This window comes from Kitasatospora sp. NPDC001132 (assembly GCF_053598415.1).
In genome coordinates, this window is the sequence record NZ_JBSFKF010000031.1 from 77,480 (window position 1) to 101,679 (window position 24,200).

25 protein-coding genes and 3 pseudogenes are annotated in these 24,200 nt (G+C 71.5%); 18 read left to right on the plus strand and 10 right to left on the minus strand.

Features of this window, described 5'->3' with window-relative positions:
* Positions 1 to 3: 3 nt before the first annotated feature.
* The 4 genes from ACWDBE_RS30895 to ACWDBE_RS30910 all read right to left on the minus strand — a co-directional run bounded on the left by ACWDBE_RS30895 (position 4) and on the right by ACWDBE_RS30910 (position 3,088).
* On the minus strand, positions 4 to 681 hold the full coding sequence (locus ACWDBE_RS30895; RefSeq protein ID WP_449809637.1) for a GAP family protein: 678 nt from the start codon (positions 679 to 681) through the stop codon (positions 4 to 6).
* Between the two features lie 448 nt (positions 682 to 1,129).
* Entirely contained in the window at positions 1,130 to 1,921 is a 792-nt protein-coding gene (locus ACWDBE_RS30900) for a DUF3050 domain-containing protein (protein ID WP_449791215.1), read from the minus strand.
* Positions 1,922 to 2,165: 244 nt separating this feature from the next.
* Entirely contained in the window at positions 2,166 to 2,522 is a 357-nt protein-coding gene (locus tag ACWDBE_RS30905) for a hypothetical protein (protein WP_449791214.1), read from the minus strand.
* A complete protein-coding gene (locus ACWDBE_RS30910) occupies positions 2,519 to 3,088 on the minus strand; it encodes a DUF6232 family protein (protein WP_449809638.1) in 570 nt (189 codons plus the stop codon). The genes ACWDBE_RS30905 and ACWDBE_RS30910 overlap by 4 nt, the downstream gene beginning before the upstream one ends.
* 187 nt (positions 3,089 to 3,275) lie before the next feature.
* Between ACWDBE_RS30910 and ACWDBE_RS30915 the strand changes: the two genes are divergently transcribed.
* The gene (locus tag ACWDBE_RS30915) at positions 3,276 to 4,337 is read left to right on the plus strand and encodes an ATP-binding protein (RefSeq protein WP_449809639.1); all 1,062 of its coding nucleotides are present in this window, start codon (positions 3,276 to 3,278) and stop codon (positions 4,335 to 4,337) included.
* On the plus strand, positions 4,268 to 5,005 hold the full coding sequence (locus tag ACWDBE_RS30920) for a hypothetical protein (protein WP_449791211.1): 738 nt from the start codon (positions 4,268 to 4,270) through the stop codon (positions 5,003 to 5,005). Before ACWDBE_RS30915 ends, ACWDBE_RS30920 begins: the two co-directional genes overlap by 70 nt.
* 65 nt (positions 5,006 to 5,070) lie before the next feature.
* On the opposite strand, the gene ACWDBE_RS30925 is transcribed toward ACWDBE_RS30920, so the two are convergent.
* A complete protein-coding gene (locus ACWDBE_RS30925) occupies positions 5,071 to 6,522 on the minus strand; it encodes an alpha/beta hydrolase (RefSeq protein ID WP_449809651.1) in 1,452 nt (483 codons plus the stop codon).
* Between the two features lie 483 nt (positions 6,523 to 7,005).
* Positions 7,006 to 7,146: pseudogene (locus ACWDBE_RS30930) on the minus strand (ATP-binding protein); the annotation flags it as partial.
* 716 nt (positions 7,147 to 7,862) lie between these two features.
* Here ACWDBE_RS30930 and ACWDBE_RS30935 point away from each other — a divergent pair.
* Positions 7,863 to 8,141, plus strand: a complete 279-nt coding sequence (locus ACWDBE_RS30935) for a helix-turn-helix domain-containing protein (protein WP_449791277.1) — start codon at positions 7,863 to 7,865, stop codon at positions 8,139 to 8,141.
* Between the two features lie 663 nt (positions 8,142 to 8,804).
* Here the strand turns inward: ACWDBE_RS30935 and ACWDBE_RS30940 are convergent.
* Positions 8,805 to 9,422, minus strand: coding sequence for a TetR/AcrR family transcriptional regulator C-terminal domain-containing protein (locus tag ACWDBE_RS30940; protein WP_449791210.1), 618 nt, complete (start codon positions 9,420 to 9,422; stop codon positions 8,805 to 8,807).
* A gap of 65 nt (positions 9,423 to 9,487) precedes the next feature.
* Between ACWDBE_RS30940 and ACWDBE_RS30945 the strand changes: the two genes are divergently transcribed.
* Positions 9,488 to 10,750 carry a beta-ketoacyl-[acyl-carrier-protein] synthase family protein gene (locus ACWDBE_RS30945; protein ID WP_449809640.1) on the plus strand — a complete coding sequence of 421 codons (1,263 nt, stop codon included), beginning with the start codon at positions 9,488 to 9,490 and terminating at the stop codon, positions 10,748 to 10,750.
* Positions 10,751 to 10,788: 38 nt separating this feature from the next.
* Positions 10,789 to 11,070, plus strand: a pseudogene (locus tag ACWDBE_RS30950) (IS630 family transposase); the annotation flags it as partial.
* A 93-nt stretch (positions 11,071 to 11,163) separates the two neighbouring features.
* On the opposite strand, the gene ACWDBE_RS30955 reads toward ACWDBE_RS30950, so the two are convergent.
* Positions 11,164 to 11,811 (minus strand): response regulator transcription factor, encoded by a 648-nt coding sequence (locus ACWDBE_RS30955; RefSeq protein ID WP_449809641.1) that lies wholly within the window; start codon positions 11,809 to 11,811, stop codon positions 11,164 to 11,166.
* Positions 11,796 to 13,055, minus strand: a complete 1,260-nt coding sequence (locus ACWDBE_RS30960; protein ID WP_449791207.1) for a sensor histidine kinase — start codon at positions 13,053 to 13,055, stop codon at positions 11,796 to 11,798. The genes ACWDBE_RS30955 and ACWDBE_RS30960 overlap by 16 nt, the downstream gene beginning before the upstream one ends.
* Positions 13,056 to 13,205: 150 nt before the next feature.
* Between ACWDBE_RS30960 and ACWDBE_RS30965 the strand changes: the two genes are divergently transcribed.
* The 13 genes and pseudogenes from ACWDBE_RS30965 to ACWDBE_RS31025 all read left to right on the plus strand — a co-directional run bounded on the left by ACWDBE_RS30965 (position 13,206) and on the right by ACWDBE_RS31025 (position 23,054).
* Complete coding sequence (locus ACWDBE_RS30965; RefSeq protein ID WP_449791206.1) at positions 13,206 to 13,646, plus strand: hypothetical protein; 441 nt, start codon at positions 13,206 to 13,208, stop codon at positions 13,644 to 13,646.
* A 371-nt stretch (positions 13,647 to 14,017) separates the two neighbouring features.
* Positions 14,018 to 14,566 (plus strand): TetR/AcrR family transcriptional regulator, encoded by a 549-nt coding sequence (locus ACWDBE_RS30970; protein ID WP_449809642.1) that lies wholly within the window; start codon positions 14,018 to 14,020, stop codon positions 14,564 to 14,566.
* A gap of 28 nt (positions 14,567 to 14,594) precedes the next feature.
* Positions 14,595 to 14,948 carry a hypothetical protein gene (locus ACWDBE_RS30975; protein WP_449809643.1) on the plus strand — a complete coding sequence of 118 codons (354 nt, stop codon included), beginning with the start codon at positions 14,595 to 14,597 and terminating at the stop codon, positions 14,946 to 14,948.
* Between the two features lie 78 nt (positions 14,949 to 15,026).
* The gene (locus ACWDBE_RS30980; RefSeq protein ID WP_449809644.1) at positions 15,027 to 15,998 is read left to right on the plus strand and encodes an alpha/beta hydrolase; all 972 of its coding nucleotides are present in this window, start codon (positions 15,027 to 15,029) and stop codon (positions 15,996 to 15,998) included.
* A gap of 489 nt (positions 15,999 to 16,487) precedes the next feature.
* Positions 16,488 to 16,892 carry a RidA family protein gene (locus ACWDBE_RS30985; RefSeq protein WP_449791202.1) on the plus strand — a complete coding sequence of 135 codons (405 nt, stop codon included), beginning with the start codon at positions 16,488 to 16,490 and terminating at the stop codon, positions 16,890 to 16,892.
* Positions 16,893 to 16,966: 74 nt separating this feature from the next.
* Positions 16,967 to 17,284: pseudogene (locus tag ACWDBE_RS30990) on the plus strand (helix-turn-helix domain-containing protein); the annotation flags it as partial.
* Positions 17,285 to 17,612: 328 nt separating this feature from the next.
* On the plus strand, positions 17,613 to 18,245 hold the full coding sequence (locus ACWDBE_RS30995) for a TetR/AcrR family transcriptional regulator (protein WP_449791201.1): 633 nt from the start codon (positions 17,613 to 17,615) through the stop codon (positions 18,243 to 18,245).
* The gene (locus ACWDBE_RS31000; protein ID WP_449791200.1) at positions 18,235 to 18,852 is read left to right on the plus strand and encodes a hypothetical protein; all 618 of its coding nucleotides are present in this window, start codon (positions 18,235 to 18,237) and stop codon (positions 18,850 to 18,852) included. The genes ACWDBE_RS30995 and ACWDBE_RS31000 overlap by 11 nt, the downstream gene beginning before the upstream one ends.
* Complete coding sequence (locus ACWDBE_RS31005; RefSeq protein WP_449809645.1) at positions 18,845 to 19,447, plus strand: GNAT family N-acetyltransferase; 603 nt, start codon at positions 18,845 to 18,847, stop codon at positions 19,445 to 19,447. Before ACWDBE_RS31000 ends, ACWDBE_RS31005 begins: the two co-directional genes overlap by 8 nt.
* A gap of 386 nt (positions 19,448 to 19,833) precedes the next feature.
* Positions 19,834 to 19,959 carry a hypothetical protein gene (locus ACWDBE_RS31010; RefSeq protein WP_449791198.1) on the plus strand — a complete coding sequence of 42 codons (126 nt, stop codon included), beginning with the start codon at positions 19,834 to 19,836 and terminating at the stop codon, positions 19,957 to 19,959.
* A 246-nt stretch (positions 19,960 to 20,205) separates the two neighbouring features.
* Positions 20,206 to 20,565 (plus strand): SsgA family sporulation/cell division regulator, encoded by a 360-nt coding sequence (locus tag ACWDBE_RS31015; protein WP_449809646.1) that lies wholly within the window; start codon positions 20,206 to 20,208, stop codon positions 20,563 to 20,565.
* A 117-nt stretch (positions 20,566 to 20,682) separates the two neighbouring features.
* Positions 20,683 to 21,891 (plus strand): hypothetical protein, encoded by a 1,209-nt coding sequence (locus tag ACWDBE_RS31020; RefSeq protein ID WP_449809647.1) that lies wholly within the window; start codon positions 20,683 to 20,685, stop codon positions 21,889 to 21,891.
* 197 nt (positions 21,892 to 22,088) lie between these two features.
* Complete coding sequence (locus ACWDBE_RS31025) at positions 22,089 to 23,054, plus strand: hypothetical protein (protein WP_449809648.1); 966 nt, start codon at positions 22,089 to 22,091, stop codon at positions 23,052 to 23,054.
* A gap of 61 nt (positions 23,055 to 23,115) precedes the next feature.
* Here the strand turns inward: ACWDBE_RS31025 and ACWDBE_RS31030 are convergent, their stop codons facing one another.
* The gene (locus ACWDBE_RS31030; RefSeq protein ID WP_449809649.1) at positions 23,116 to 23,709 is read right to left on the minus strand and encodes a transglutaminase domain-containing protein; all 594 of its coding nucleotides are present in this window, start codon (positions 23,707 to 23,709) and stop codon (positions 23,116 to 23,118) included.
* Between the last annotated feature and the right edge of the window lie 491 nt (positions 23,710 to 24,200).

Below are 24,200 nucleotides of genomic sequence, written 5' to 3' on the forward strand. Positions count from 1 at the left end.
GCCTCAGGTGGCGAGGATGCTGATGCCGTCGCCCAGGAGCTTGAGGCCGAGCACGAAGAACAGGACGGCCAGGACAGCGATGTTGTGCTGCGCGGCCCAGTCTCGCCAGCTCCCCAGGATGCTCTTGGCGCGTTCGCCCATGACCAGGTAGACGACGAGTGGCGCAAGCACGCCCAGAGAAGCGATGGCCACGAAGATCACGAGCGTTCCGACTTGCTGCGGCACGGGGAGCCCCGAAGAACTGATCGAGGCGCCGGCAGCGATGGTCAGGGGCGCGTTCTTGAGATTGCCCGCCGAGAACAGCAGCGCCAGGCCGAAGATCTTGATCGGAGTGAAGCCGTCGATCGCCGCCATCCACTTCGGGAGCTGCGCCTGGGAGGCGTCTTTGGGGCGGCGCTGCCACTGACGAGCGCCGAAGACGACGAGGAGTGCGCCCAGAGCGAGCTTGAGTGCTCCGACCCAGGTGGCCGGATTCTTGTGGGCCGAGGCTCCTCCTGTGCCGCCGACGGCCAGCATGAGCCCCCCGAGCGCCGCGAGCCCCACAACCCAGCCCAGGGCGAACAGCAGCCCGTTGAGGCGACCCCGTGGGGTGGCCAGGATGAGGATGATCGCCACGATCGGCAGCGGGCTGACCGCGATACCCGCGGCCAGGCCCAGCACATCACCGACAGCGTGTCCCACTACGGCCTCCGGGGAAGAGAGACGGATGGTCCGGAGCGGACTGCCCGGGTCGGCTCGAAGCCGACATGACTGGGCCCGGTACGGGCACAGCCCACTTCGTCATCGTGAGGGGTGCCGGGCCCGGCATCCATCGGCCGGTGGTGAACGGGTGACCTGGCCGCCGGGCTCGGAGGCCCCGAAAGCCAGAGCGGCTCACCCCGCGGCCGTCCCGGTGTCGGCGGCCGCGCTCGAGCCGGGGCCGGGGACCGATCACCCCGGCCCCGTCGGCGGGCCCGCGCCGGTCGAGCCATCGGCGAAACCCGGCCCGCCCCGCAGCGGGCCACCGCGGCGCCTGTTGCTCCCGGGGGCGAAGCCCCGCCCGGCTACCCACCGCACCGTCGGTGAGCTCGGCGGCGCCGCCGGGCAGCTGACGATGAAAGCCGCCCGGCGGGAACGAGCCGCCCCTGCGTCAGTCGCCGCAGTCCGCGAGGATCCCGTCCCACAGCGCGACCCGGGCCGACAGCGCGCGGCGGACGGTGTCAGCGCACTCGGTCCAGCGTTCCCGGTCGTCACCGCACAGGTCGATCAGCATCTGCATGGCCATCGGCGTGTGCTGCTCGCCGTCCACCTCGATGTGCCGCGCCAGATAGTCCTTGAACACGGTCAGCCGGTTGTTCGCATCCTCGATCCGGATCACCTGCTCGAACATCTCCGGGATCAGGTCCTCACGGCCGAACGCGAAGGCCGCGGCCTGGCAGTGCACCGGCGCGTTCTCGATGATGTCCCAGGTGACCGCCATGAACTCGGCAGCCGCAGAAGGGATCTCAGCCGCCTTCGCCGCCTCGGCGACACCGGTCCCGGTGCCGAGCAGCCGCAGGAAACCGTCCACCGGGCCGGTGTCGGCCCCGGCCCGGGCCATGCCGTCGAGGTAGAGCTCGAAGTGGCTGATGTAGCCGTCGCCGAGCTCGTCGCTCTCCTCGACCAGCACGATCTCGTTGATCAGCCGGCGACTCGCGGTCGGTCCGCTCGGCAGCCACGGGAGCTCCACGCAGGTCAGCTGCCGCTGCAGGCACTTGAGCAGCGACATGAAGTCCCAGACCGCGAACACATGGCGCTCCTGGAACGTCCGGACCCGCTCCAGGGAGTTCAGCTCCCGGTAGACCGGGTGGCGGAGGACCTCCTGGCGCACGGGCTCGATCGCCTCGCGCAGCGCCGTCAGGCCCGGGTGCGAGCGATCCCAGTGGTAACGGTCGGAACTCATGGCGGCTCCAGGGAAACAGGCCAGCAACTGCTGACTACCTGTCAGGCAAGGGACGCGTGTGTTCGATTGCGCGGTCAGGCTATGGGACGGCGCGCCAAATTCCGATACCTCGAACCCCGGGTTTTAGCGGAGTCGCGTCAAGTCGCTGGTGGTGGCCAGGAGTCCGGGTTCGTGCTTCGGCGAGGAGCACGCGTACCGCGGCTCTCGCTCGGTTCACCCAGGTGGCACCGGCTCGACTCGCCGCCTACTGGCCGCCGAGCAGTCCCAGGACTCGCTGCACCGCCTCGACGACAGGCGTACCGACGGCCCCGACGGTGGCGGCGATCCCCGCCACCGCCATCAGTGCCCGGTGCCGTTCGCGCGGCACCGCCCGCGGGCCGACGGTGATGGCCGGCAGCGCCTCGTCGATCGACTCCGCGGCCATCGGTGCCACGCCTGCCCGGAGTTCGCGCAGCATGGCGACCAGTTCCTCGACCGCCCGCGTCAGTTCCGTGGTGGTCCGGTCGCCGTCCGCGGCCGGCGCGTGGTGGTGCACGATGCCCTTGTTGCCGCTGCCGCCGTACATGTTCACCACGTCGCCGTGGAAGTGGTCGCCGCTCATTCCGTCACCTTCCCCGTGTTGCCGCTGCCGCCGTACATGTTCACGTTGTCGCCGATGTGGTAGTTCCCGGTGTTGACGGTCACCGACCGGATCCTCAGGGTGGCCTCGGCCTCCGGGTTCTCCAGCGCGTGCGAGAGGATCCGGACCGCCTCCGCGAGCCGGGCCCGGTCGGCGGTCCCGATCAGGGCCGTCGCGTTACCCGCCGTGTCCACCGCCAGCACCGGTAGCGCGGGCGAGGTGAGGACGACGAGCATCTCCACGAACCCGTACCCCGCCCAGAGCAGGGCCGCCGTCAGGGCCGCTCCCTTGAACATCTCCACGCCCTTCCCGATGTCTGACGGGAGTCCGGCGCCGATCACGGCCAGCAGGGCCAGCGTCAGTGCCTGCATCACCTGCCGCGCGAACCGCCGCAGTGCCTCCTTGCGCTTCGGCAACAGCACGAAGGCGTAGACCCGCACGATGTTGTGCAGCGGGTAGGCGGCCCCGCCGACCCATAGCAGACGCTTGCTGACCCGCAGGTCGACCGAGGCTGTCAGCACCGCTGACGGTCCGGTCGCGAGGGGCATACCGCCCCGGTCCCCGATCGTCGGCGGCCGAGGCGGCTGCGGCGGCACCTGGCGGGCCGGTTCCCGCCAGGGACGGTCCGGCTGATCGTTCCTGTCCACGCTTCCCCCTCACGTGTCCGGCCCCGGTCGGGGCCCGGTTCCTTCGTCGAGTCCCCCCAAGGATGGCCAATCGGAACCTCCCTGACGAGTGGTCACATCTGGCGGACAGTCCGCCGCCGCGTCCGTTCGATGGCCGGCCCCGCCTCCCGCGGGGTTCCCGGCCGGGCGGGCGGCACTACCCCTTCGGCTCACCGCCCTGGTCGGCCGCGACGAGGCGCTGGCAGCAGTTGAGGAAAGCCTGCACCGCTTCCGCCTGGTGACGCTGACCGGGCCAGGCGGGGTCGGAAAGACCCGGCTGGCCATTGCGGCCGCGAGCGCCGCCCCGCCCGCCACGGACGTACGGTTCGCCGAACTCGCGGGCGTCAACGGGCCGGACGCGGTGACGCAGGCCGTGCTGACCGCTGTCTGCCGCCCGGCGGAGGCCGGCGTGCTGGCCGGCGGCCTGCCCGCCGCCGATCAGGCCGGGGAACCCGTCGACCGGATCATCCGGGCCCTGGAGGGCCGTGAGGTCCTGCTCGTCCTGGACAACTGCGAGCACCTGATCGAGGACGCGGCCCGGTTGACCCTTCGCCTGCTGGCCGCCGCGCCCCGGCTCACCGTGCTGGCCACCAGCCGCGAACCGCTCGGAATCACCGGCGAGGCGATCTGGCCGGTACCACCGCTCGCCGTGCCCGAACCCGGCTCCACCGCCCAGGAAGCGCTCGCGCACCCGGCCGTCGCCCTCTTCACGCAACGGGCAGCCGCAGCCTGCCCCGGCTTCACCCTGGACCACGACACCGTCGAGCCGGTCGTCCGGATCTGCCGCGAGCTGGACGGCCTGCCGCTGGCCCTCGAACTGGCGGCGGCCCGGCTGCGGGCCCTGAGCCCCGGGCAGGTCGCGGCGCGACTGCACGACCGGCTCCGGCTGCTGGACCGCGGCTCACGCACCGCTCCCGACCGGCACCGCACGCTGCGCGGGCCGCCGCCCATCTGGTGCTCGGCCGAATCGAGCTGGGCGCGGGCCGGATCGCGCACGCCGAGCACTGCCTGCGGACCTCGGTCGACGGCTTCCGCGCCGTGGGCGACCGCTGGGGGACGGCCATGGCGCTGGTCACGCTGGCCGCGCTGCTGGCCGTCACCGGCGCCGCCGACGAGGCCCTCGCGGCGCTGACGGAGGCCGGTGAACGGGACACCGAGATGGGCGGCTCCGGCGAGGCGCCGCTGTCCCTGCTGCTGTCGGGCCGGCTGCGGGCGCGCTGCGGAGAGCCGACCGCGGCCCGGGCCGACCTGGAGCGCGCGCTGGCCGCGGCAGAACGGGCCCAGGACCCGCACCTGCAGGTCGCCGCCCGCTACGCGCTCGGCGAACTCGCCCGGCGCGAAGGGGACTTGGCGGCGGCGCTGCACGGCCAGCAGGAGACGCTGCGGCGCCTGGAGCAGCTGCCCGCGACCGGCCTCGCCGCCCCCGGACGCCTGCACCTGCTCGCCCTGCTGCACACCAGCCTGGCCCGCACCCGGCAGCGGCTCGGCGCGCCGCACGCGGCCGGCCCGCTGCACCGCCGGGCCCTGGAGCTGGCCGCGGACAGCGGCGACCAGCCAGTGCGGGCGGACGTACTGGAAGGGTTCGCCGAGTACTGCCTCGCGCTCGGCGAGGCGGCACGCGGGGCGGCGGCACTGGGCGCGGCGTACGGCCTGCGCGGGACCCACGACGCGGGCGATCCGGAGCTCCGGGCCGTCCTGAACGGCTGCGCCGAGGCCCTCGGGGAGGTCGGCTTCCGGGCCGCCTGGGAACGCGGCCGGGCGCTGTCGCGACCGGAGTCGCTGGCCCTGGAGACGGGCTGACCGACCCCCCGGGGGGGGTGCGTCGGCCGCGCCCCCGGGGGTGGGTGGCGCGGCCGGGCTTGCGATCAGCCGCTGAACGGCGGCTTGGTGGGGGCGCAGACCGTATCGGGGGCGGGCAGCATGCCGTCGATCAGGTAGCGGGTCTCGTGCTCGGCGGCGCAGTCGCTGGGATTGGCCAGCACGGTGTGGCCGTAGCCGTCGACGGTCAGCAGCCGCGCGCGGGCGAGCGAGCGGGCCATCGCGCGGGACCCCTCGTACGGCATGGCCGGGTCCCCGGTGTTGGCGACCACCAGGACCGGCCGGGCGGTCGGGCGGTTCCACGGGCCGTCGTACCGGTCGCGGTCCCGGGCGGGCCAGTCGGCGCAGCGCTCGTCGGCCCAGGCGAAGTACGGGCCGGCCTCGCCGGAGCGGGCCCGGGCGTCCGCGGCCAGGGCGGGGTAGTCGGCCCCGGCGGGCGGGGTGGCGCTGTCCGAGCAGACCACCGCCAGCGGCTGGTCCGGTGACTGGCGGGGGACGGGCGGCAGCGGGGTGCCCGGCGCGGAGGGGGTCTCGGTGGCGGTCCACAACGTCTGGAGCCTGTTGCCGAGCCGGCTCCAGCCGATGGGCAGCTTCGCGACGGGGTTGGTGGCGTACAGGGAGATGATCGTCTCCTCCACGGCCGAGCCGGCGGTGACGGTCGCCCCGTCGACCACGACCGGCCGGGTGCGCAGCCGCTGGAGCAGCTCCCCGTACCTGGCCCGGGTCGCGGCAGCCGTCCCGGCGGAGAAGGCGCAGGTCCGGGGGCCGGCCTGGCCGCACTGGTCGAGGAAGGCGTCCAGGACGCGGGCGGCGGCCACGTCGTTGCCGTTGCGCAGCAGGCCGCCTGTGGTGGTGGCCTGGTCTCCGTGGCCGGTCGACCAGGCCACCGGGTCCGGGGCGCTGTCGAGGACCATGGCGCGCACCCGGCCGGGGAACAGGTTGGCGTAGGTGGCGCCGAGGTAGCTGCCGTACGAGGTGCCCAGGTAGCTGAGCTGCCGGTCGCCGACCGCGCGGCGGAGCAGGTCCATGTCCCGGGCCACGTTCGCGGTGGAGATGTGCGGCAGCAAGGCGGGGTTGCGGGCCGCGCACTGCCGGGCGAGGCGCTGGTAGGCGTCGGCCCAGGCGTTCTGCTGGTCCGTGCCCTCGGGATAGCCGGTGGCCGTGCCCGCCAGCAGGGCCTGCTCGTCCGCCGGGCCGTCGAAGCACTGGACCGGAGCACTGCCACCAGTGCCGCGCGGATCGAAGCTGACGATGTCGAACCGCCGGCGCACCTCCTCGGGGAACCGGCCGAGCATCATGGGCAACGCCACCGTGCCGGCCACGGCCGGGCCGCCGGGGTTGTAGAACAGCGAGCCGATCCGGTGGGCCCGGTCCTGCGCCGGGTGCCGGATGACAGCAAGGTCGATGCCGGCGCCGCGCGGGTCGTGGTGATCCAGCGGGACGCGGGCGGTCGCACACTCGAAGCCGTCCGCGCACGCCGCCCACGCGATTCGCGGCACCGGGACAGGGTCCGGCGCGGCCACCGCGGTCGCCGGGCACACCGCGGCCAGCACCGTGGCCGCGGCGGCACCGGCGACGAGCCGCCAGGAGACTGCCTTCCGCCGGTCCGCGGTGCGGGAGGCCCTGGGCCGGCGCGGTCCTGCGGCCGGGCCGGTGGGAGGGGAGGTGCGAGTCACGCGGGTGCCCTTTCGTCGACGGTCCGGGCAGTCGTGGGCGCTCGTCGGTTGCGGCGCACCGCCCGGCACCTGCGACAGTTCCGCACCACGCCGGCAGACCGCCGGCAGACCGCTGGCAGACCGCTGGCAGCGGCTCAGACGCCGTCCGGCAGGGAGGTGGAAGGCGCACCGCCGATACGGGGCGTGCTCCACGCCAAGCTCTACCCGGCGAAGGAGCGCCGGGTGTGACCCGGCCGTCTCGGTCGCCGTCGCTGCTCGCCGTCTCGGTCGTTGACCAGGGTGGCTTCGTTCCTCCGGTTGCCTCGCGAACGACTCGTTGGAGGCGATGGCGACGCTGCTCTTCTCCTCCCGCTCGGTGAGGACCTGAAACGGCAACTCGGCGCCGTGGCGGTCGAGTTCCATGTAGCCGGGCTCGTCGATGCAGAGCACGTCGACGCGACCGTGGCGGGAGAATACCTCACTCGTGGTCGCCCCAAAATCTATGTGCGCCGGAGTAGACAATGCTCGCGGGTGGGTCTAGCGTTTCTCTCGTAGACAGCAGTCGGCGATACCGGCCAGACACGAACTGGCCGGGGTTGTTGGACAGAGGTTCGCAGTTCGGTCCGGCAGCGGAGTTCCGAAGCCAGGCAAGCGCAGGACGGCGACGGGACTGGCTGCCGGACCGGGCGGCCCGCAGGTATCGGGGGCCGCCACCAGCAGTACCGGTAGTACGCAGTTCAGTGAGTTGAGTACCGGCAGTCGCAAGACAGGCAGGACCTCGGCAAAGGCGCCCAGACTGCGGGCGCGCGTGCCGAGTGAGTGCAGTACCAGCAGTACGAAAAGTGACAGTTCAGTACAGAGGATGAATGGAGGGCGCAAGCGCCATCAGGATCGCCCGGCCCGTGAACACTCGCCCGGGCGGACACCGCAGACCCCAACCCAAGGACGGTGGTTTCCGGTCACGCATACGCGATCCCCGCACACCGCTTTTTTGGGGCAGTGCGGAAGTAACAGGACCGGCCCAGGCCGGTAGATGGTGTTGTTCCCCTTCGGGGCCCTGGAGCCGACACGGCCCCGGGGCCCCTCGACGCGTTCTCCTCGAGAACCAGAGAGGTGCAGTGACTACAACGGCCAGCCCCGACACACCCGACAAGCTCGACGACGACGACTACCCCGCCTACACCATGGGCCGCGCCGCCGAGATGACCGGCACCACCCCCGGCTTCCTTCGAGCCCTCGGCGAGCACCGCCTCATCACCCCCCTGCGCTCCGACGGCGGACACCGCCGCTACTCCCGCTACCAACTGCGCATCGCCATGCGCGCCCGCGACCTCGTCAACCAGGGCACCCCCATCGAAGCCGCCTGCCGCATCGTCATCCTCGAAGACCAACTCGAGGAAGCCCTGCGGATCAACGAACAACTCCGCAGCTCCCAGCGCGCTCAGGAGCCGGCGGACAACTGACCTGCAATCCGCCCTGCAGCCGCAGGCGAAGCCGGGGCGGCCCGCGCTCGGGCCGCCCCTTCGCCGTTCCCGCCCGCCGCCTACGGCTCCGTCCACCCGCACGCCCCCACCCCGGGAGCCGAGCAGGTGCCGGATCGGTGCGGCCGGTCCGCGCTGGAACAGGTCCTCGCTCCGGGCGGCGCCGGCCGGGACGGCGGCCAGCATCTCGGCGACGGCCGGGTTCTCCTCGGCGGCCAACCGCAGGTCCGCCACCGCCGCGCGCACCCCGGCCGCCGCGCCGACCAGGACCACCAGCGGCCGCAGGAAGGACCGCCGGCGCCGCTCCCACGCGCGCCCCGCCCCGGTCCTCACCCGCCTGCTCCCAGACCCGGGCGCAGGCCGGACGTGATGGGCGGAGACGTCAACGAAGCGCTGCAGCAGGTGCGCGACACGGTCGCACGGGTCCCCGGCTCGGCGGTCAGGCCCTTCCGGCAGTGGGTGGCGGAGAACGCCATAGCCTTCCGCCAGTTTTCGCGAACTCGCGGGGCTCAAGGCCCTGTTCTCCCGAAGCTGCGGCGAAGTGACAAGTAGCTCTGCGTAGCGGATCCGGGCAAACACGCCGACCGCGACAAAGCCACCATCGCGCGGGAACCGCGCACGTTGTCGCCGGCCTGTTCGACTGGGCTAACCGGGATCGGGTTCGTCGTGGATGGTCAGTGCTCCGGCGAGGTCGAGTTCGGCGACGGTGCCATGGGCCCCGGCGCGGACGAGCAGCACTGCGCCGAGCGCGGTGCTCCAGAACGTCCTGGCTTCCACGTTGAGCGGTCGACGGGTCCTCCAGCCGCGACTGTCGATGAGCTGGCTCACGAAACGCTCGGATTGCCGGAACAGCAACTGGAGGTGCTGGTCGACCACGGAGGCGAGTTCGGGCTTGGAGATCCCGGCGGCGAGCGCTCGCGTGACTGACGGGAGCGAGGGCATGGCCAGTACGGCGCGGGCGATGTTGCGCCGAAATGTCGCCGCATCGGGGGCTTGGCGACCGATGCGTTCGATCCGTCGGGCGTCGTGCAGCAAGCCGAGAAAGGCGGCGTGCACGAGGAGGGAGTCCTTGGAGCCGAAGTGGTAGGTGACCTGATTGGGGAAGACGCCTGCCGCGTTCGCGATCTCCGCGACGCTCACTTCAGCGCCGGGCCGTTCCTTGCAGAGCCGTGCAGTTGCCTCGATCAGCCGACGCCTCGTCGCGCGACCGCGGTCACGCGACCGGGCCGACGTCGATCGGTCTTCGGTTCGCTTCTTCTCCACAACGAAATTGTATGTGATACAACAGGGCCGTTCGCTTGTATCGCATACAAGAAAGGTTGAGGGGCATGCACCGGACTGAAGTCGTCGTGACCGGACTCGGCGCGATCACACCACTCGGGGCAGACGTGGCGTCCACCTGGGAGGCCCTGCTTGCCGGCGAATCGGGCATCCGCGGGTGCGTCCTGCCCGGCCACCAGGACGTCCGTCTTCCCGACACCGTCGCGGGGACGATGGCGATCGACCCCGCCGAGTTGCTGCTGCCGGTAAAGGCCAGGCGGCTCGACCGCTCGCAGCAGGCGGCCCTCATCGCGGCGGCCGAAGCCTGGGCCGACGCCGGCGCCCCAGGGGTGGACCCGGACCGGCTCGCCTCGGCGATCGGCACGGGCATCGGCGGGATAGGGACGCTGCTGAAGGAGGACGACGTACTGGAAGCGGCCGGGACCCGGCGCGTCTCGCCACGCACGGTCCCGATGCTCATGCCCAATGCGGCAGCAGCGCTGATCAGCATCGAATACGGCGCACGGGCCGGGGTCTACACGCCGGTCTCGGCGTGCTCTTCCGGTGCCGAGGCGATCGCTCTGGGGGCCAGGCTCATCCGTGCCGGCGAGGCGGACGTGGTCATCGCGGGCGGGACCGAGGCCGCGACCACCCCGATCACCGTCGCCGGCTTCGCCCAGGCACAAGCACTGTCGAGGCACACCGCCGAACCCGCCTCCGCGTCACGGCCGTTCGCCGCGGACCGCAGCGGATTCGTCCTCAGCGAGGGCGCCGCCGTCATGGTGCTCGAAAGCGCCGAGCATGCCAGGGCCCGAGGCGCGCGCGTCCACGCGGTGCTCGCGGGCGCCGGCATCGCCGCCGACGCCCACCACATCACGGCGCCCGCTCCCGACGGCTCCGGTCAGATCTCCGCCATGCGCAAGGCCCTCGCGCAAGCCGGTCTGGCTCCTGAGCGGATCAGCCACATCAACGCCCACGCCACCGGAACTCCGGTCGGCGACGTCGCCGAGGCACGCGCGATCAGGGAGGTCTTCGGCCACGCCACCGTGACAGCCCCCAAGGCCGCGCTCGGTCATCTCTTCGGCGCAGCCGGCGCGATCGAAGCACTCATCGCCGTCCTCAGTGTGGAGCACGGTGTCATCCCACCGACCCGCAACCTCACCGAGGCCGGCGTCGATCCCGACATCGATCTCGATGTCGTCGCAGAGCGACGAGACGTCCCCCAGGAGGCCGTGCTCAGCAACTCCTTCGGCTTCGGTGGGCAGAACGTTTCGCTCATCGTCACCGGCACGCGGCACCACGCGTCCCGTACGGCCTCGACGACACCATGACCGACGCGAACGCGCCGTTGAACCGGCGACACGGCGAAACAGCGACCGTCAGCGGCCGCCGCTCGGGACGCCTGTCCGTGGCGGGACCGATCGCCATGCGGCCGGGCTCGCGCACCAGGCTGGGCCACCGCCTGCGCACCCACCCCGCGGGCGGGGGTCAGCGCCGCAGAACGGGCGAGCGCGACCTCATCGCCCTGGTCGACGGTGGCCACCACCTCGTCAAGGCGCCAATCGTGCTGGTCCGGGACCGTCTGATCACCCACGTCTCCCACACCATGCGCGAGTTGATCGACCAGCGCGCCTGGCTGAGGGCGTTCCTGACCCGCGGCCGGGCCGGCATCATGCGGGTCTGACGGAGCACGAGGCCGACGAGTACGAGTGGGTACCGGTGAGCTGCCAGCGGCTGGATCAAGCTAGGGCTCGTTCAGGTAGGTGAGGACGGCGCGGACGCGGCGGTTGGTGTCGTCATCGTCGGAGATGCCCAGCTTGCCGAACAAGGAGGTGGTGTACTTGCTGATGGCGCTCTCGCTGAGAAAGAGCCGGCGGCCGATGGCCTGGTTGGACAGCCCCTCGGCCATCAGGGCCAGCACGGAGTACTCGCGTTCGGTGAGCCGCTTGAGTCCCCGGTTCGGGGAACTGTTGGTCAGCAGTTTCGCGATGACAGCCGGGTCCATGGCGGTCCCGCCGCCCGCGACGCGTTCCAGGGCGCCGATGAACTGGTCGGCCTCGAACACGCTCTCCTTGAGGAGGTAGCCGACGCCGCCGGAGCCGTCGGCCAGGAGCTCGCGGGCGTACAACTGCTCGACGTGCTGGGAGAGGATGAGGACCGGCAGACCGGGCATCTCGCTGCGGGCGGCGAGGGCCGCCCGCAGGCCCTCGTCCGACTGGTCCGGTGGCATGCGGACGTCGATGACGGACACATCCGGGCGCCACGTCCGCAGCGCGTCGAGCGTTTCGGGTCCGGTGGTCGCTGTCGCCACCACCTGGTGCCCGTACGCCTCGATCAGGCGGACCATCCCGTCGCGCAGGAGGTAGAGGTCTTCGGCTACAACGATTCGCATGGCAGCGCCATCCTGACACAGGTCGGGCCGCCCGGTGGGCTGGTGATCTCCAGGGTGCCGTCGAAGACCGCGAGGCGGCGGCGCAGACCGGCGAGCCCGCCGCCGGGTCGCTCGTCGGCCCCGCCCCGGCCGTCGTCCTCAACCTCGACGACGAGGTCGTCCTCGTCCCTGGCGAGGCAGACGCGCGCCCGCGACGCGTGGGAATGCCGGACCGCGTTGGTCAGCAGCTCGGCGACGCCGAAGTAGACGGCCGACTCGATCGGCGCATCCAGGGTCAGCCGGGCGTCAGCGCTGACGGCCACGTCGAGCGGGATGTCCAGAGCGAGGGCGCGCACTGCGTCGACGAGCCCGCGCTCGTTCAGCACGGGTGGACTGATCCCACGGATCAGCTCGCGGAGCTCGGCCAGCGAGGCGGTGGCGCCGACCCGCGCGTCCCGCATCAGTGCCTTGGCCCGTTCCGGGTCGGTCTCCATCAGCTTCTCCGCGGTCGCCAGGGAGAGCCCGAGTGCAACCAGGCGGGCCTGCGCCCCGTCGTGCAGGTCCCTTTCGATCCGGCGGATCTCGGCAGCCTGCGCGATCGTCGAGTCCGCGCGCTGGGCGGTCAACTCGTCCACCCGGTCCGCCAGCACCATCGCGGGCGACGGACGCAGGAAGCGGACGGCCACCGGCTCGACGAGCCGCCAGGCGTACGGGGCGGAGGCGACAGCCCCGACCAGGCCGAGCGCCCCGACGAGGCGCGTGGCGAGCCCCGGCCGGCCGAGCCCGAGGACCGCCGCGGCCACCCCGGCCGGCGGTAGGGCGGCGACCACGCCAGCGGTGAGCGGCACGATCCCCGTGAACCGCAGGTCGCGCCAGGTGGCGGGGTCTTTCCACCGGAGCCGCCACTTCTGATCCAGGAGGGCGTCCCGGCGGGTGCGCTCGTAGGAGAAGCCGTTCCACCAGTACCCGGTGGACATCCGCGTCACCACTCCGGCCTGCCGGTATCCGGCGGGGATGACGGTGGCGCTCCACCTCGCGACGAGGAAGCGGACCATCCGGCAGACCGGGCGGGACAACGCGAGCGTCCCCGCACACACCAGCACGAGCGGCGCTACCCACGACCACGGGTTTCCCGCCCCCCACCAGATCCCCAGCGCCACGGCGGCGGCCCACACGGCCGGGACCAGCATGCCGACGACCGCGACGACGCATCCCCGCACGAAACCCACGCCGACGCGCGCCACCCACGAACCCAGCTGCCTCATGACCCATCCTTCGCTTGCCGTTCGGTGCTCCCACTGTGCACCGCGCGGAGCCCGCTACTTCCCTGTTCAGGCAGGGAGTGGGGCTACCCCCACCCGCCTGTGTGTCCAGACGGATACCGCGTCAGCCAAGCACTTCATAGCGTCGTGAGCATGGAAACCAGCGCGCACTCCACGGCCGAGGCAGCACTCCTCAACACCCCCCGCACCCAAGGGGCCTTCGGCACAGCGAAGAGCAGCATCAAGGTTTACGGCGCACTGAGCGCCGCCGCCCTCTTCGCGGTCATCGCGGTATCGGTCAGCGGACACACGGTGAACACGTTCATGTGGGTCCGGGCAGTCCTGCTGCCCGTAGTCGCCGTGCTGGTCCACCGGATGACCGGATCCGCTTCCCGGGGATCTCGACGGGCCTTCGAGCGCGTGAGGGCTCTCACCGTCATCATGCCGATCGCGATCATCGGCGTCGACCTGATCCCCGGTGTCTGTCCGCCGTGGTACGCCGTGATGCAGGTCGTCTGCATGCTGCCCGTCATCCGAGTCGCGTTCCTGACCCGTGGCTCCGCACTGCGCGCCGCCTTCCCCCGGGGGCGCTGATCGGGCGTCGGGCGCCGCTCCGTGCAGCCTCACCCAGGGACCCGCGGGCCACTCGGGCCGCATCCTTCCAGGGCCTGTAGCACGGCGCGCCGGTCCGGGTTCGCCACCGTATCCCGTCGATCAGCTGCCGACGGGCCCGGGTCCGCGACCGGCCCGGCTTCCTGCCCACCGACAGCAACGTCTCCAGCCGCTCCCACCGGCCGTTCGTCGGATCACGACGCCCCACGGACCGTGGTCATCCACGACCTTCGGACCGTGCTGCTGTGCGGCCTGTGCGCGCCGCTGCTGGACCGGCTCGCCTGCGCGACGCCCGGACAGAAAAGGAACGATCGTTCTTGACTAACTGTTCCTAAATTGAATACGGTCCTCCCATGGGACGACCGAGAGGATTCGATGAGGCCGACGTGGTCCGGTCGGCGGCGAAGCTGTTCGCCGTCCGGACCTATGACGGCACATCCGTGGACGACCTGGTCTCACACCTCGGTGTGCACCGGAACAGCCTGTACAAGACGTTCGGGAGCAAACGCGGGCTCTACCTGACCGCGCTGAAGTGGATGGTGGACCATCAAGTCGCCGGGCTGGCCGCACGGATCGCCGAAACGGCCGGCCGCGCGGAGGGGACGCAGCAGGTCCTCGCTGACGCGGTCACCGGAACGGACCTCGACCTGCTCCTGCTGGCGGCAGTCGAACGGGCACCGGTGGACGCCGAGGTGGCACGACTGGTCGGCGAGGCGTTCGCCGCCCTGGACCGCGCGGTCGCCACAGCGGCCCCCGCGGGCGGGGACGACGACGCCCCCACCCTCCCCCCGGCGGCCACCGCCCTGCTCATCGGGCTGCGCACCCGGTCCAGGTCCGGGACGGCCGACGGGGACGACATCCGCGCCGGCGCCGCTCTCGCGCAGCACCTCGGCCGCTCCTGAGACACCCACCCACTGCAAAGGACACACCATGGCACATGTCAGCGTCGACGGCGGCAACCTGATCGTGGAGATCGAGGGACTGGACAAACTCTGGGCGCTCAAGAGCCGCCTGACCATTCCGCTGGCACACGTGCGCGGCGCCACCGAGGACCCCGGGATCGCCAAGGAGCCCAAGGGGCTCCGGGCGCCCGGCACCCACGTTCCGGGCGTCGTGACCGCCGGCACCTTCCACGTCGACGGCGAACGGATCTTCTGGGACGTCCGCGACCCGGCGAAGGCGGTGGTCATCCAACTGGCCGACGAGCGGTACGCCCGCCTCGTGATCCAGGTCAGCGACCCGCGGGCGACGGTGGCGCTCGTCGAGCACGCCCTGACGAGCTGACTGGCGCCCGCGCGCGGCTTCACGCCGATGCCCGCGGTGACGGGCATCGGCGGCCACGAGGAAACAACGGAGGGGACCATGACAGCTGAGGCAGTACGCATCAGCAGCAACGACTGTTCACTGGCCGGGACGTTCACCGAGGCAGCCGACTCCGTCGCCGCCGCGCTGTTGATCCCGGGATCCGGCAAGGTGAACCGCGATTCGGACGTACGGCTGCCCGGTGGGCCGATGCTCAGGACCGGGGTCACCCGTGCCGTTGCGGACACCCTGGCCGAGGCCCGGGTGTCGACACTGCGCTACGACAAACGCGGCGTCGGAGGCAGCGGCGGGGACTTCCTGCGAAGCGGGATGGGCGACGGGCTCGCCGATGCCCAGGCGGCGCTCGCCTGGCTCGCCGACCGGGCCGCCGGACTGCCCCTCCTGGTCATCGGACACAGCGAGGGCGCCTGGTACGCGGCACGGCTCGCCGCCGACGACCAAGTGGCCGGAGCGGTCCTGCTCTCCGCCGCCGCACGCCCCGGTGCCGACGTCCTCGTCTGGCAGGCGGAGCAGCTGGCCACCAGGCTGCCACTGCCGGTCACACTCCTCCTGCGGGTGATGCGCACGGACGTCCACCGCCTCCAGCGTAGGAACCTTGAGAGGATCACCGCCTCCGACGGCGCCGAGCTGCGCCTCCAGGGACAACGGGTGAACGCACTGTGGACGCGTGACTTCATCGCCCACGATCCCGTGCCGGACCTCGCCCGGATCACGGTTCCGCTCCTCGCGGTCACGGGCGGCGCCGATCTGCAGGTCCCACCGGGGGACGTGGACGCCATCGGCCGCCTGGTACCCGGTCCCTTCGAAGGGCACGTCCTGGCCGACCTCAGCCACCTCTTCCGCCCGGACCCGCGATCCTTGGGCCCCAAGGGCTACCGGCGCGCGGTCCGGCAGCCGGTGAGCGCCCACGTCCTGGACCTGATCGGCGGATGGGTCGAACGCCACTGGGGCACCGCACCCGGTGGAGGCACCCCTGACGGATCGCCCTCCGCGATGGCGGGAGACCGGTGAGCGGTGCCGGCCCGATCGCGAAGCATCGGCCGGCCGGTCCGGTTCCGCACGGCCCCGCGCTGTCCCGTTGCGGTTCAGCCCAGGGCGCAGGCGAGCCGCGCCGCGTCGCGAGGTCCTCCCGGGCACGGTGGTCGGCTCCAGGCAGACAGGCGGCGACGGCCTGCTCCTGACGGTTCTTCCGCTCGCGCTGGTGGGTGTCCCGTTCCCACGCGCCGGGCGATGACGAGGGGCGGTGAACGCCCACTCGGCCCGGCCTGGGCTCGACGGTGACCTCCGACACGGACACCGAGCCGCCGGTCCGGACGCAGGTGTGCGCCGACAAGGCGATCCTCGACGAGGGCTTGGCTGCGTTCACCGCCCGTCTGTGCGTGCAGAGAATAATTCGAGTTCGCGGCCGGGCAATTGAAATTTCAGAGAACCTGTAACTTCTGCCCGTAAGGCTCCCGTCTGCAACTGGCAGCACCGGGTGCTGTATCGAAGGAGTGATTCGTGAGTTCTCAGGTGAAGGCATACGGGTTCGGTATGCCGTGGGAATCGCTGTACGGTTACAGTCAGGCCATTCAGGTAGGTGAAACCGTCTATGTGTCAGGTCAGTTGTCCCATGACCGGAATGGAGACTTCGTAGGTGCTGGCGACTTCGAACTGCAGGTTCGAACCACGCTGGAGAACCTTGACCTGGTCCTGAGAAAGTTCGGAGCTGAACGGAGCCAGATCGTGGAAACCACGGTACTGGTGAGGAATCTGCGGGAGAACTTCGAAGCGGCAGCACGCCTTCATGCCGGGTACTTCGGGGAGCACCGGCCGACCAGCACGGTCATGGGCATATCGGACTTGGCGTTGCCCGACCAGCTCGTGGAAATCGGTGCCCTTGTGCGTCTTGATGTGAAGCCCTAAAGGTTGTCCCGTAACTGCCGCCTTGCTTCCGCCTTGGTCACGGCAGGGGTGGGGTGATCTCGGCGAGTGATCCGATGTGGATCGAGCCGTTCTCGGGGTCGCACGAGTCGCAGTTCCGCAAGCTGGTCGCACTGGTCCGCCGTCACGGCGGTGACATCCAGCGCGGCCGGCCGTGGCGGCTCTGCCTGGAGGACCGGGTGCTGCTGGTTGCCACGTACTGGCGGACCCATCTGACGTTGCGGCAGGTCGCGCCGTTGTTCGGCATCTCGAAGTCAGCCGCGGACCGAGGGCTGGAGCACCTTGCACCGCTGCTGGCGATCTCGCCCGCGCGGCGGCCGCGGCAGGACATCGTGCTGATCGGTCCCGTACCGGCCGGCGACCCCACCATGGCCGCTGGCGCGACGCCGTCATCGTCCCGCGCGAAGTCACCGGCCCACCGATCCCAGTGCTGGCGTGGTGTGGGCGGTGGAGGCATCGCGCGAAGGGCGGTGGCGAGGGGAGGTGGGGTGTGGCGGGTTCGGACCCGTGGCTCAGGTCTCCGGCGACGGCCGAGCTGCTGACCCTCATAGACGGCTGCCTCACCGAGACCGGCCTGACCATCAGGCTGGCCTGAGTAACCCCGCGATTTCACGAGTTCAACCTCAGTGACCGCGGCTCGCCCTCCACAATAACCGGTGGGGTGTACTAGCAGTACACCCCACTAGTGCGTATCATGCGTTCATGCCCCTTCCTCGTTTCGACCGCCTGCCCGCAGAACGCCGGGAGCACATCCTGGGAGTCGCGCGTCGGCACTTCGCCGAGCACGGCGCCGAAGGCGCCTCCTACAACAAGATCATCGAGGCGGCAGAAGTCTCCAAGACCGCCGCCTACCACTACTTCGACGGCCGGGAGGACCTGCTCACCGCGGTCCTCGACGGAGTCCTCGACCGACTGCTGGACGCCCTCGGACCCTGGGACCCGGCCCGCGACGAGGAGGACTTCGGCGCCCGGTTCACCGCTGGATCCGCCGCCCTCGCCGCCCATCTGAGGGACCACCCCGAGGACCTGGCCCTCGCCGACGCTGCCATCGGGCGCAGCGACGGAAGCCTGTGGCTCGACTGGTTCGGCGCCCTGGTCACGGACGGCCGTCGGCTCGGGATGATCCGTACCGATGTGGACCACGCACTGATGGTGTCGGCGACCGCCGCCGTCGTCCGGGCCGCGGACGCCTGGGCCGTGGCCCTGATGACGAGCGGATCCCTCGAAGGCCTCCCGGAGGGTGCCCCCCCGGACCAGCTGTGGACCCTCCTGCGCGGCCTGTGGGGTGCAGCGGTGACCGCGGCCCCCGGACAGGAGCCGAACGATGCGCACTGACCTGAGGATCTCCTGGGAGATACCGGCCACCCCATCCGGCCTCGCCGGCCGCCTGGAACGGTTCATGGGCCCGGGCAAGTCCCGCTCCGAGTCCGCGGTGGAGACCATCGGCCTCCTCGGCTGTGCCCTGCTGCTGGCCGCCGGACTGTGGAGCTCGGGAGCCGCACGCGACTGGTCGACAGGGCAACTCGTCGTGGTCGCCCTGGCCGGGCTCGACCTGATCGGCGGGGTCCTGACCAACGCCACCAACGCCGCGAAGCGTTGGTACCACCGGGCCGACCCGGCGGCGCGGCGCGCCCGGCTGCTGTTCGTCTCGGCGCACCTGATCCACCTCGCCGCGATGGGGCTGTACGTCCTCTCCGGCGACCTCGCCTGGACCTCGGCGAATGCCGCGCTGCTCCTCGGCGGGGCGGTGGCGGTGGAGTTCGCGCCCGTCCACCTCAGGCGGCCCGTGGCGATGGCGGTGTTGATGGCAGCCGTCCTGGTCAACCTGTTCTGGCTGCCGGTGCCGGCCGCGCTTGCCTGGTTTGCACCACTGTTCTTCCTCAAGCTGCTCGTCTGCCACCTCGTGCCCGAGGCGCCCCTGGAGCGGGGTCGGGATGTCTGAGGACCTCGCTGCCGCAGCCTCCCGCCGGATCGACACCGACCCCGACCCGGCCGCCTGCGCCGATCTGCTGGCCGCCGCGTTCGCCCGGGAGCCGGCCGTCTCCTGGATCTGCGGCGGCGCGCACTCCGCCCGCGCTCGCTGGTTCCGCGCCACCCTGCGCACCCACGCCGGCCTCGCCGGGGCCCGCCGTACGGCTCTGGTGGACACCGACGGACGGCTCCTGGCGGCAGCCGTCCTGACCCCGCCGGGCGCGACCCCGTCCGCCGGCGCCCGCGCGCTCTGGGCGGCCAGGACCCTGCTGAGCAGTGGGCCGTACGCCCTCGGCCGGACCCTGCGTTATCTGGACGCCACCGAGGGCGGGGCCCCCGCGGGGGCCTGGACCCTGGAGTTCGTCGGAGTCCGCCCGGACCTCACCGGCCGTGGAGCGGGCCGCACCCTCCTGGACCACGTCCTGACGACGACGCCGGGAGCAGTCCACCTGACCACGGCGGACCCGGCGAATGTCCCCCTTTACCGCCACTTCGACTTCACCATGCTCGGCGAGACCCCGCTGGGACCGCTGACCGTCACGTCGATGGTCCGCGTACCGAGCTAGGTGTACTGACCGCGGAGGTTGGTGCCAGGGCTCACGACGTGGTGATCTTGAAGTGAGTGAGGGCCTTCTGGCTCGGTGTGGATTGCGACATCTGCACCTACGGCCAGAAAGGCCCTCATGCCACATGGACGAGGGCGTGGGCGAGGTCGGAGCCGTCGAGCATGGCGAGATCGGCGCCCAGCCCGACCGGCCGCGGCTCGGGGCCCCGTCCGGCATTCCCCGTCCCGTATTCCCCGTCCCGCCTCCCCGGTGGACATGACATACCCCACAGGAAAAATGTACAAGTTTCAACATGTTTCCCGGTAGCGTCGTTCTTGCCCCACCACAGCGGGGCGCCGCCCGGGGCCATCACCCCACGGCTCCGGGCCGATCAAGGAGGAAAGATCATGAAGAGCGATGACCACGGCCACCGGTGCCGCTACGACGGCCACCGGTTCTACCGGTGGGACAACGGCTGGCAGATCATCCAGGTCATCAACGTGTACGGGTTCAACCCGCACGTCTTCCGCTGACCTGCGACGACTCGGGGCGGGGGAGCGCGCCCAGTTCGGTGCCGGCACACCGCGGCTCCCAGTCGCCCTCTCGCGCCGCCGCCCGGCCGGACACCGGCGTCCGGCCGGGCGGCGGCACCCACGGCCGGGGCGCTCGCATCCGCCGTTCAGAGGGACGCCACCCACACCGGGAGTCATGCCGTGAACGGCTGTGCAGATCAAATGCTCGACATGGAACTCCGGCTCCCCCCGGGAGAACCGGTCACATTGCCGACCCTCCTGTCCTACCGCTCCCACGACCCGCTCGCCGTACGCGTCGTCTTCCACACCGACGAGGACGGCCAGGTCCCCTGGGTCTTCGCCCGCGACCTGTTGGCGCAGGGCCTGCGCCGGCCCAGCGGGCAAGGGGACGTACAGGTCTGGCCGGGAGCAGTCGGAGCGCTCGGCCATGAGGAGGTGCTGAACCTCGCCCTCTCCTCGCGGGAGGGAACCGCCTGGCTCCGGGCCCCGCTCCACGTGGTGGCCGAGTGGCTGGAGCGCACCTACCGGCTGGTACCCGCCGGCCGGGAAGCCGACGGACACGACCTGGACGCCGAACTGTCGCGGCTGCTGCCGGGTACTGCCTGAGGCCCCGGCCCTGGCCGCTTCCCTCCAGCGGCCCGCCCGACCCCGGCGGGGCACACCGCCGCAACACGGGGCACACCGCCGCAACAAGTGAGCAGCAGACGGAGTAGGAGGACAGAGATGAGAGCCCCGGCCTTCGTGCCGCGTCCGGCCGCCATCGTCCGGTGGCGGGAGGCACCAAGCCGCGCCCTGCGGCTGCCGCGCGCGCCCTGGTTGTCGCTCCCGGAATGGTCGACCACCGCCCTCACCCGCAGTGTCAAGGGACTCATGGCGGCCCTCCTCGCCTGGCAGACCGCGTCGTGGTGGCTCCCCGGGCAACAGCAGTACCTCGCCGTGGCCACCGCCCTGGCCATGGTCAACGCCCCGACCATCTACCGATCGGTGACGCAGGCGCTGCGCAGCGTAGCCGCCCGGGCCGCGGGGCTGTCACTGGCCGTGGTCGTCGTGTGGCTGCTCGGCCCGGCCGCGGGAAGCATCGCCGCGATCCCGGCCATCGCACTGGTCGCCGGAGGCCGCCGGGGCTCCGACAGCCGCCTGCAGATCGCCTCGACGGCGACGCTCACCCTGGCGGCGGCGACGGCCTTCCCCGTGGGCCACGTCATCACCCTGACCCTGGCCGCCCTCACCGGCGCGGCCGCCGGCATCGCGGTCAACGCCCTCATCCTTCCGCCCGTACACCTCGGCGCCTCCGACGCCTCGGTACGCGAACTCGCCGCGGCCATGGGAGAACTGCTCGGCGACATGGGCCGCGGACTGCGTGAACGGCAGCACACCGACCGCGCCCACCTGTGGCTCGAGCGGGGCAGACACCTCGACGACCTGGTACTCCAGGCGGAGGAGGACCTACGCCAGAGCCAGGAGAGCCTGCGCTGGAACACGCGGTGCATCGTCCACGGACAACAGGAGCCGACGGACCACAGCAAGGCGCTGCGCGCCCTGCACCGGGTCTCCTTCCAGGTCCGGGGCATCGCACGGACACTGGCCGACGCCGTCGACGACCGGCCCACCGGCCACCACCTGAACCGACTCTTCCTCGACCGGTACGCGGCGACCCTGGAAACGGCGGAACGGGCGATGGAGTCGTTCGCCGCCCCCGGGCATGCCGCCGGCCCTGGTCTCGACAGCTTCTGCGGGCCGCTGCGCCGCGCGATCGACGACGCCACGACCTGGCACAGGACGATGACCGAAGAGATCACGCACGGCACGCTGGCCGAACCGGGCGCCTGGCACGTCTACGGATCGCTGATCACCGACATCGAACGCCTGCTCGTCGACCTGGAACGCGCGAACCGACCCGCCCCGACCATGCCCGGGCCCCGCCCCTCGTGAAGCGCCCGGCTCGAATTCGTTCGAGCTCGCCCTGGTCCATCACGACTACTTCACTTCATCGACTTCGTTCCATCACTTGACGCTCGAATTCGCGGCCAATACGGTGGTTCGTGTTGGTTGAAGTTTCAACATTGCTTTTCGGTCGACGTCTGGCAGTTCTGACCCGCCGCCCACGCCGACCGCCCACGCCGGCCGGTGTGGGCGCGGCCCGGGAAGCCGGCCGCACCGCCGCCCTCCGCCAGGTCGGCAACCGGCCCGTCGGCATCCGGCCGCTGAGCGGGGGACGGAGATCGGCGCGCCGTGCCCCTCCCATAGACTCTCCGGCGATCTTGGCAGACCGAGAAGCAGGGGGACGACAATTGACCGGCGGGCGTGAGCGTTGGCTCAGCGACAGGCTGACCGTGAGGTCGTTCCGCAATCCCAAGAACGTGGCGAAGGCGGTCTTCCACCCGGCGTGGGTGCCCGAGTCGGTCGATCCCGCCGTGGATTCCCTCAAACGCGTCCGAGTCATCTGCGGCGTGGTCGCGGCGATCGGTGTCTACAGCTTCGTGGAGGGCGGTTTCTCCTTCGACGGGATGCTGGAGAAGGTGCTGACGGCGAGTCTCGTCCTCCTGCTGATCACGCCGCTGACGGTCGGTGTGATGCTCTACGTGTGGCGGCGTACCGGAACCGTCCGCCAGCTGCGCACCCCGCTGGTGAACTCGCTCAAACTGCTGCTGCTGTTCATCGGTTCGGTCGTGGTGATGGTGCTGACGTGGACGCTGGCGAACGGCGCTTCCCCGCTCCGTATGCTGCTGTGCCTCATGGCGGCGCTCTGGCTCACCTGGTTCGTGGGCGCCGGGGGTCTTTGCGTGTCCGACAACTTCTTCGGCACCGCAGGAGTGCACCGCTGTCTGCCGCCCCTGCTCGCCACCGTGACGACGTGGCTGATGGCTGTCCCGGACCTGCTCTCCGGTGACCTGCACGGCCTCGGCCTCGCTCTGGGCGTCGTCTTCATCCTGGGCGCGCCGGTGACGGTCACGGGGATAGCCCTGCTGGAGATGAACCGCCTTCGGCGCCGGTACGGAATTCGGCTGGGCACGCATCCGGCGATCCTGCCCCTGCACGGACACGTGCCTCCGGACGGCAATCCCGTCGGCAACCCCTACCCGCCGGCTCCGTAGCTCCGTACGGCGCCGGTCAGGGCGGCCCCTCGTGTCCGCTCATGTGTGGCGGTCGCCCGCTTCACCCGAGGCCGGCCGACGCGTCACCCGGAAGTTCGGCGGGCAGGTAGTCGTGGCCGAACCGGCCCGGCACTGCCCGGGCGAGCGCCCGGACCAGCGAGGCGGGCGGTGCGACGAAGACCACGGGGTAGTCGCGCTCGCCCCGCTCCGGCCGGACCGGCCAGGCCAGCCGTTCCCGACTGAGGTCGAACTGCGCGTCCACCCCCTCGCGGTTGCCCCGGGCGTCCAGGCGGGACCAGCGGCCGTCCAGGTGCACGGCGTTGAGGGCGTGCAGCACGAATCCGCCCTCGCCGTCCTCCAGTCGTTGGTAGCACAGGCCGGTCGGCACGCCCTGCGCCCGTAGCAGTGCGGCCAGCAGGAGGGACTTGCCGTGGCAGATCGCATTGCGCACGGCCAGCACCTCGGAGGCGCGGAACGCCCCGCTGTACGAGCCGGCGTCCGCGGAGTGCGCCACCTGGTCGCGGACGTAGTGGAACGCCGCCTCCGGCGTGGCCAGCCCGGCGGCCGCCCGCCGCAGCTCCGGGTGCGTGTGGTCGATCACTTCGTCCGCCGTGAGGTAGGCGGCGAGGTCGTCGGTCTCCGGTTGCAGAATCATGCCGTCCACGGTGCCGCGCGCGCCGTCCACCGCGCGCGGAATTCCACCCCCTGGACAGGGCTCCGACCCCGCCGCGTCCTGCGACGGCTTCGCACCGTGCCCGGCTGCCGTCGTGCCGGCCGGTGTGGTGGCGGTCTCACTGGCGGCCGCCCGGTGTTGACTCAGCGTGGTTGCGGTGGGCCGGTCGGTGATGTTGCCGGGGCCTGTGGGGTGAGTGCGCTCACACGGGAATGCGGTGTACGACGACGGATAGTGGTGTCCGTTTTGCGCCATTTTGAGACTATTTGGCGAGTGGTCGGGGAGTGTTTGCGCAGGCCGCGAGGGGTCGGCGGGGGCCGCCGCGCTCCGGGCGTCCACTCCTCGGATCAACCGCCGTTCACCCATGGCTGCGACGGGGGGTCGTAGCGAGGGGGTCTTGTCGGTGACCGGCCCCGCCTGGCAACAATTGCTGCATCAAGCCACACCGGCACCTGTCCCGCCGGTGAACGGCC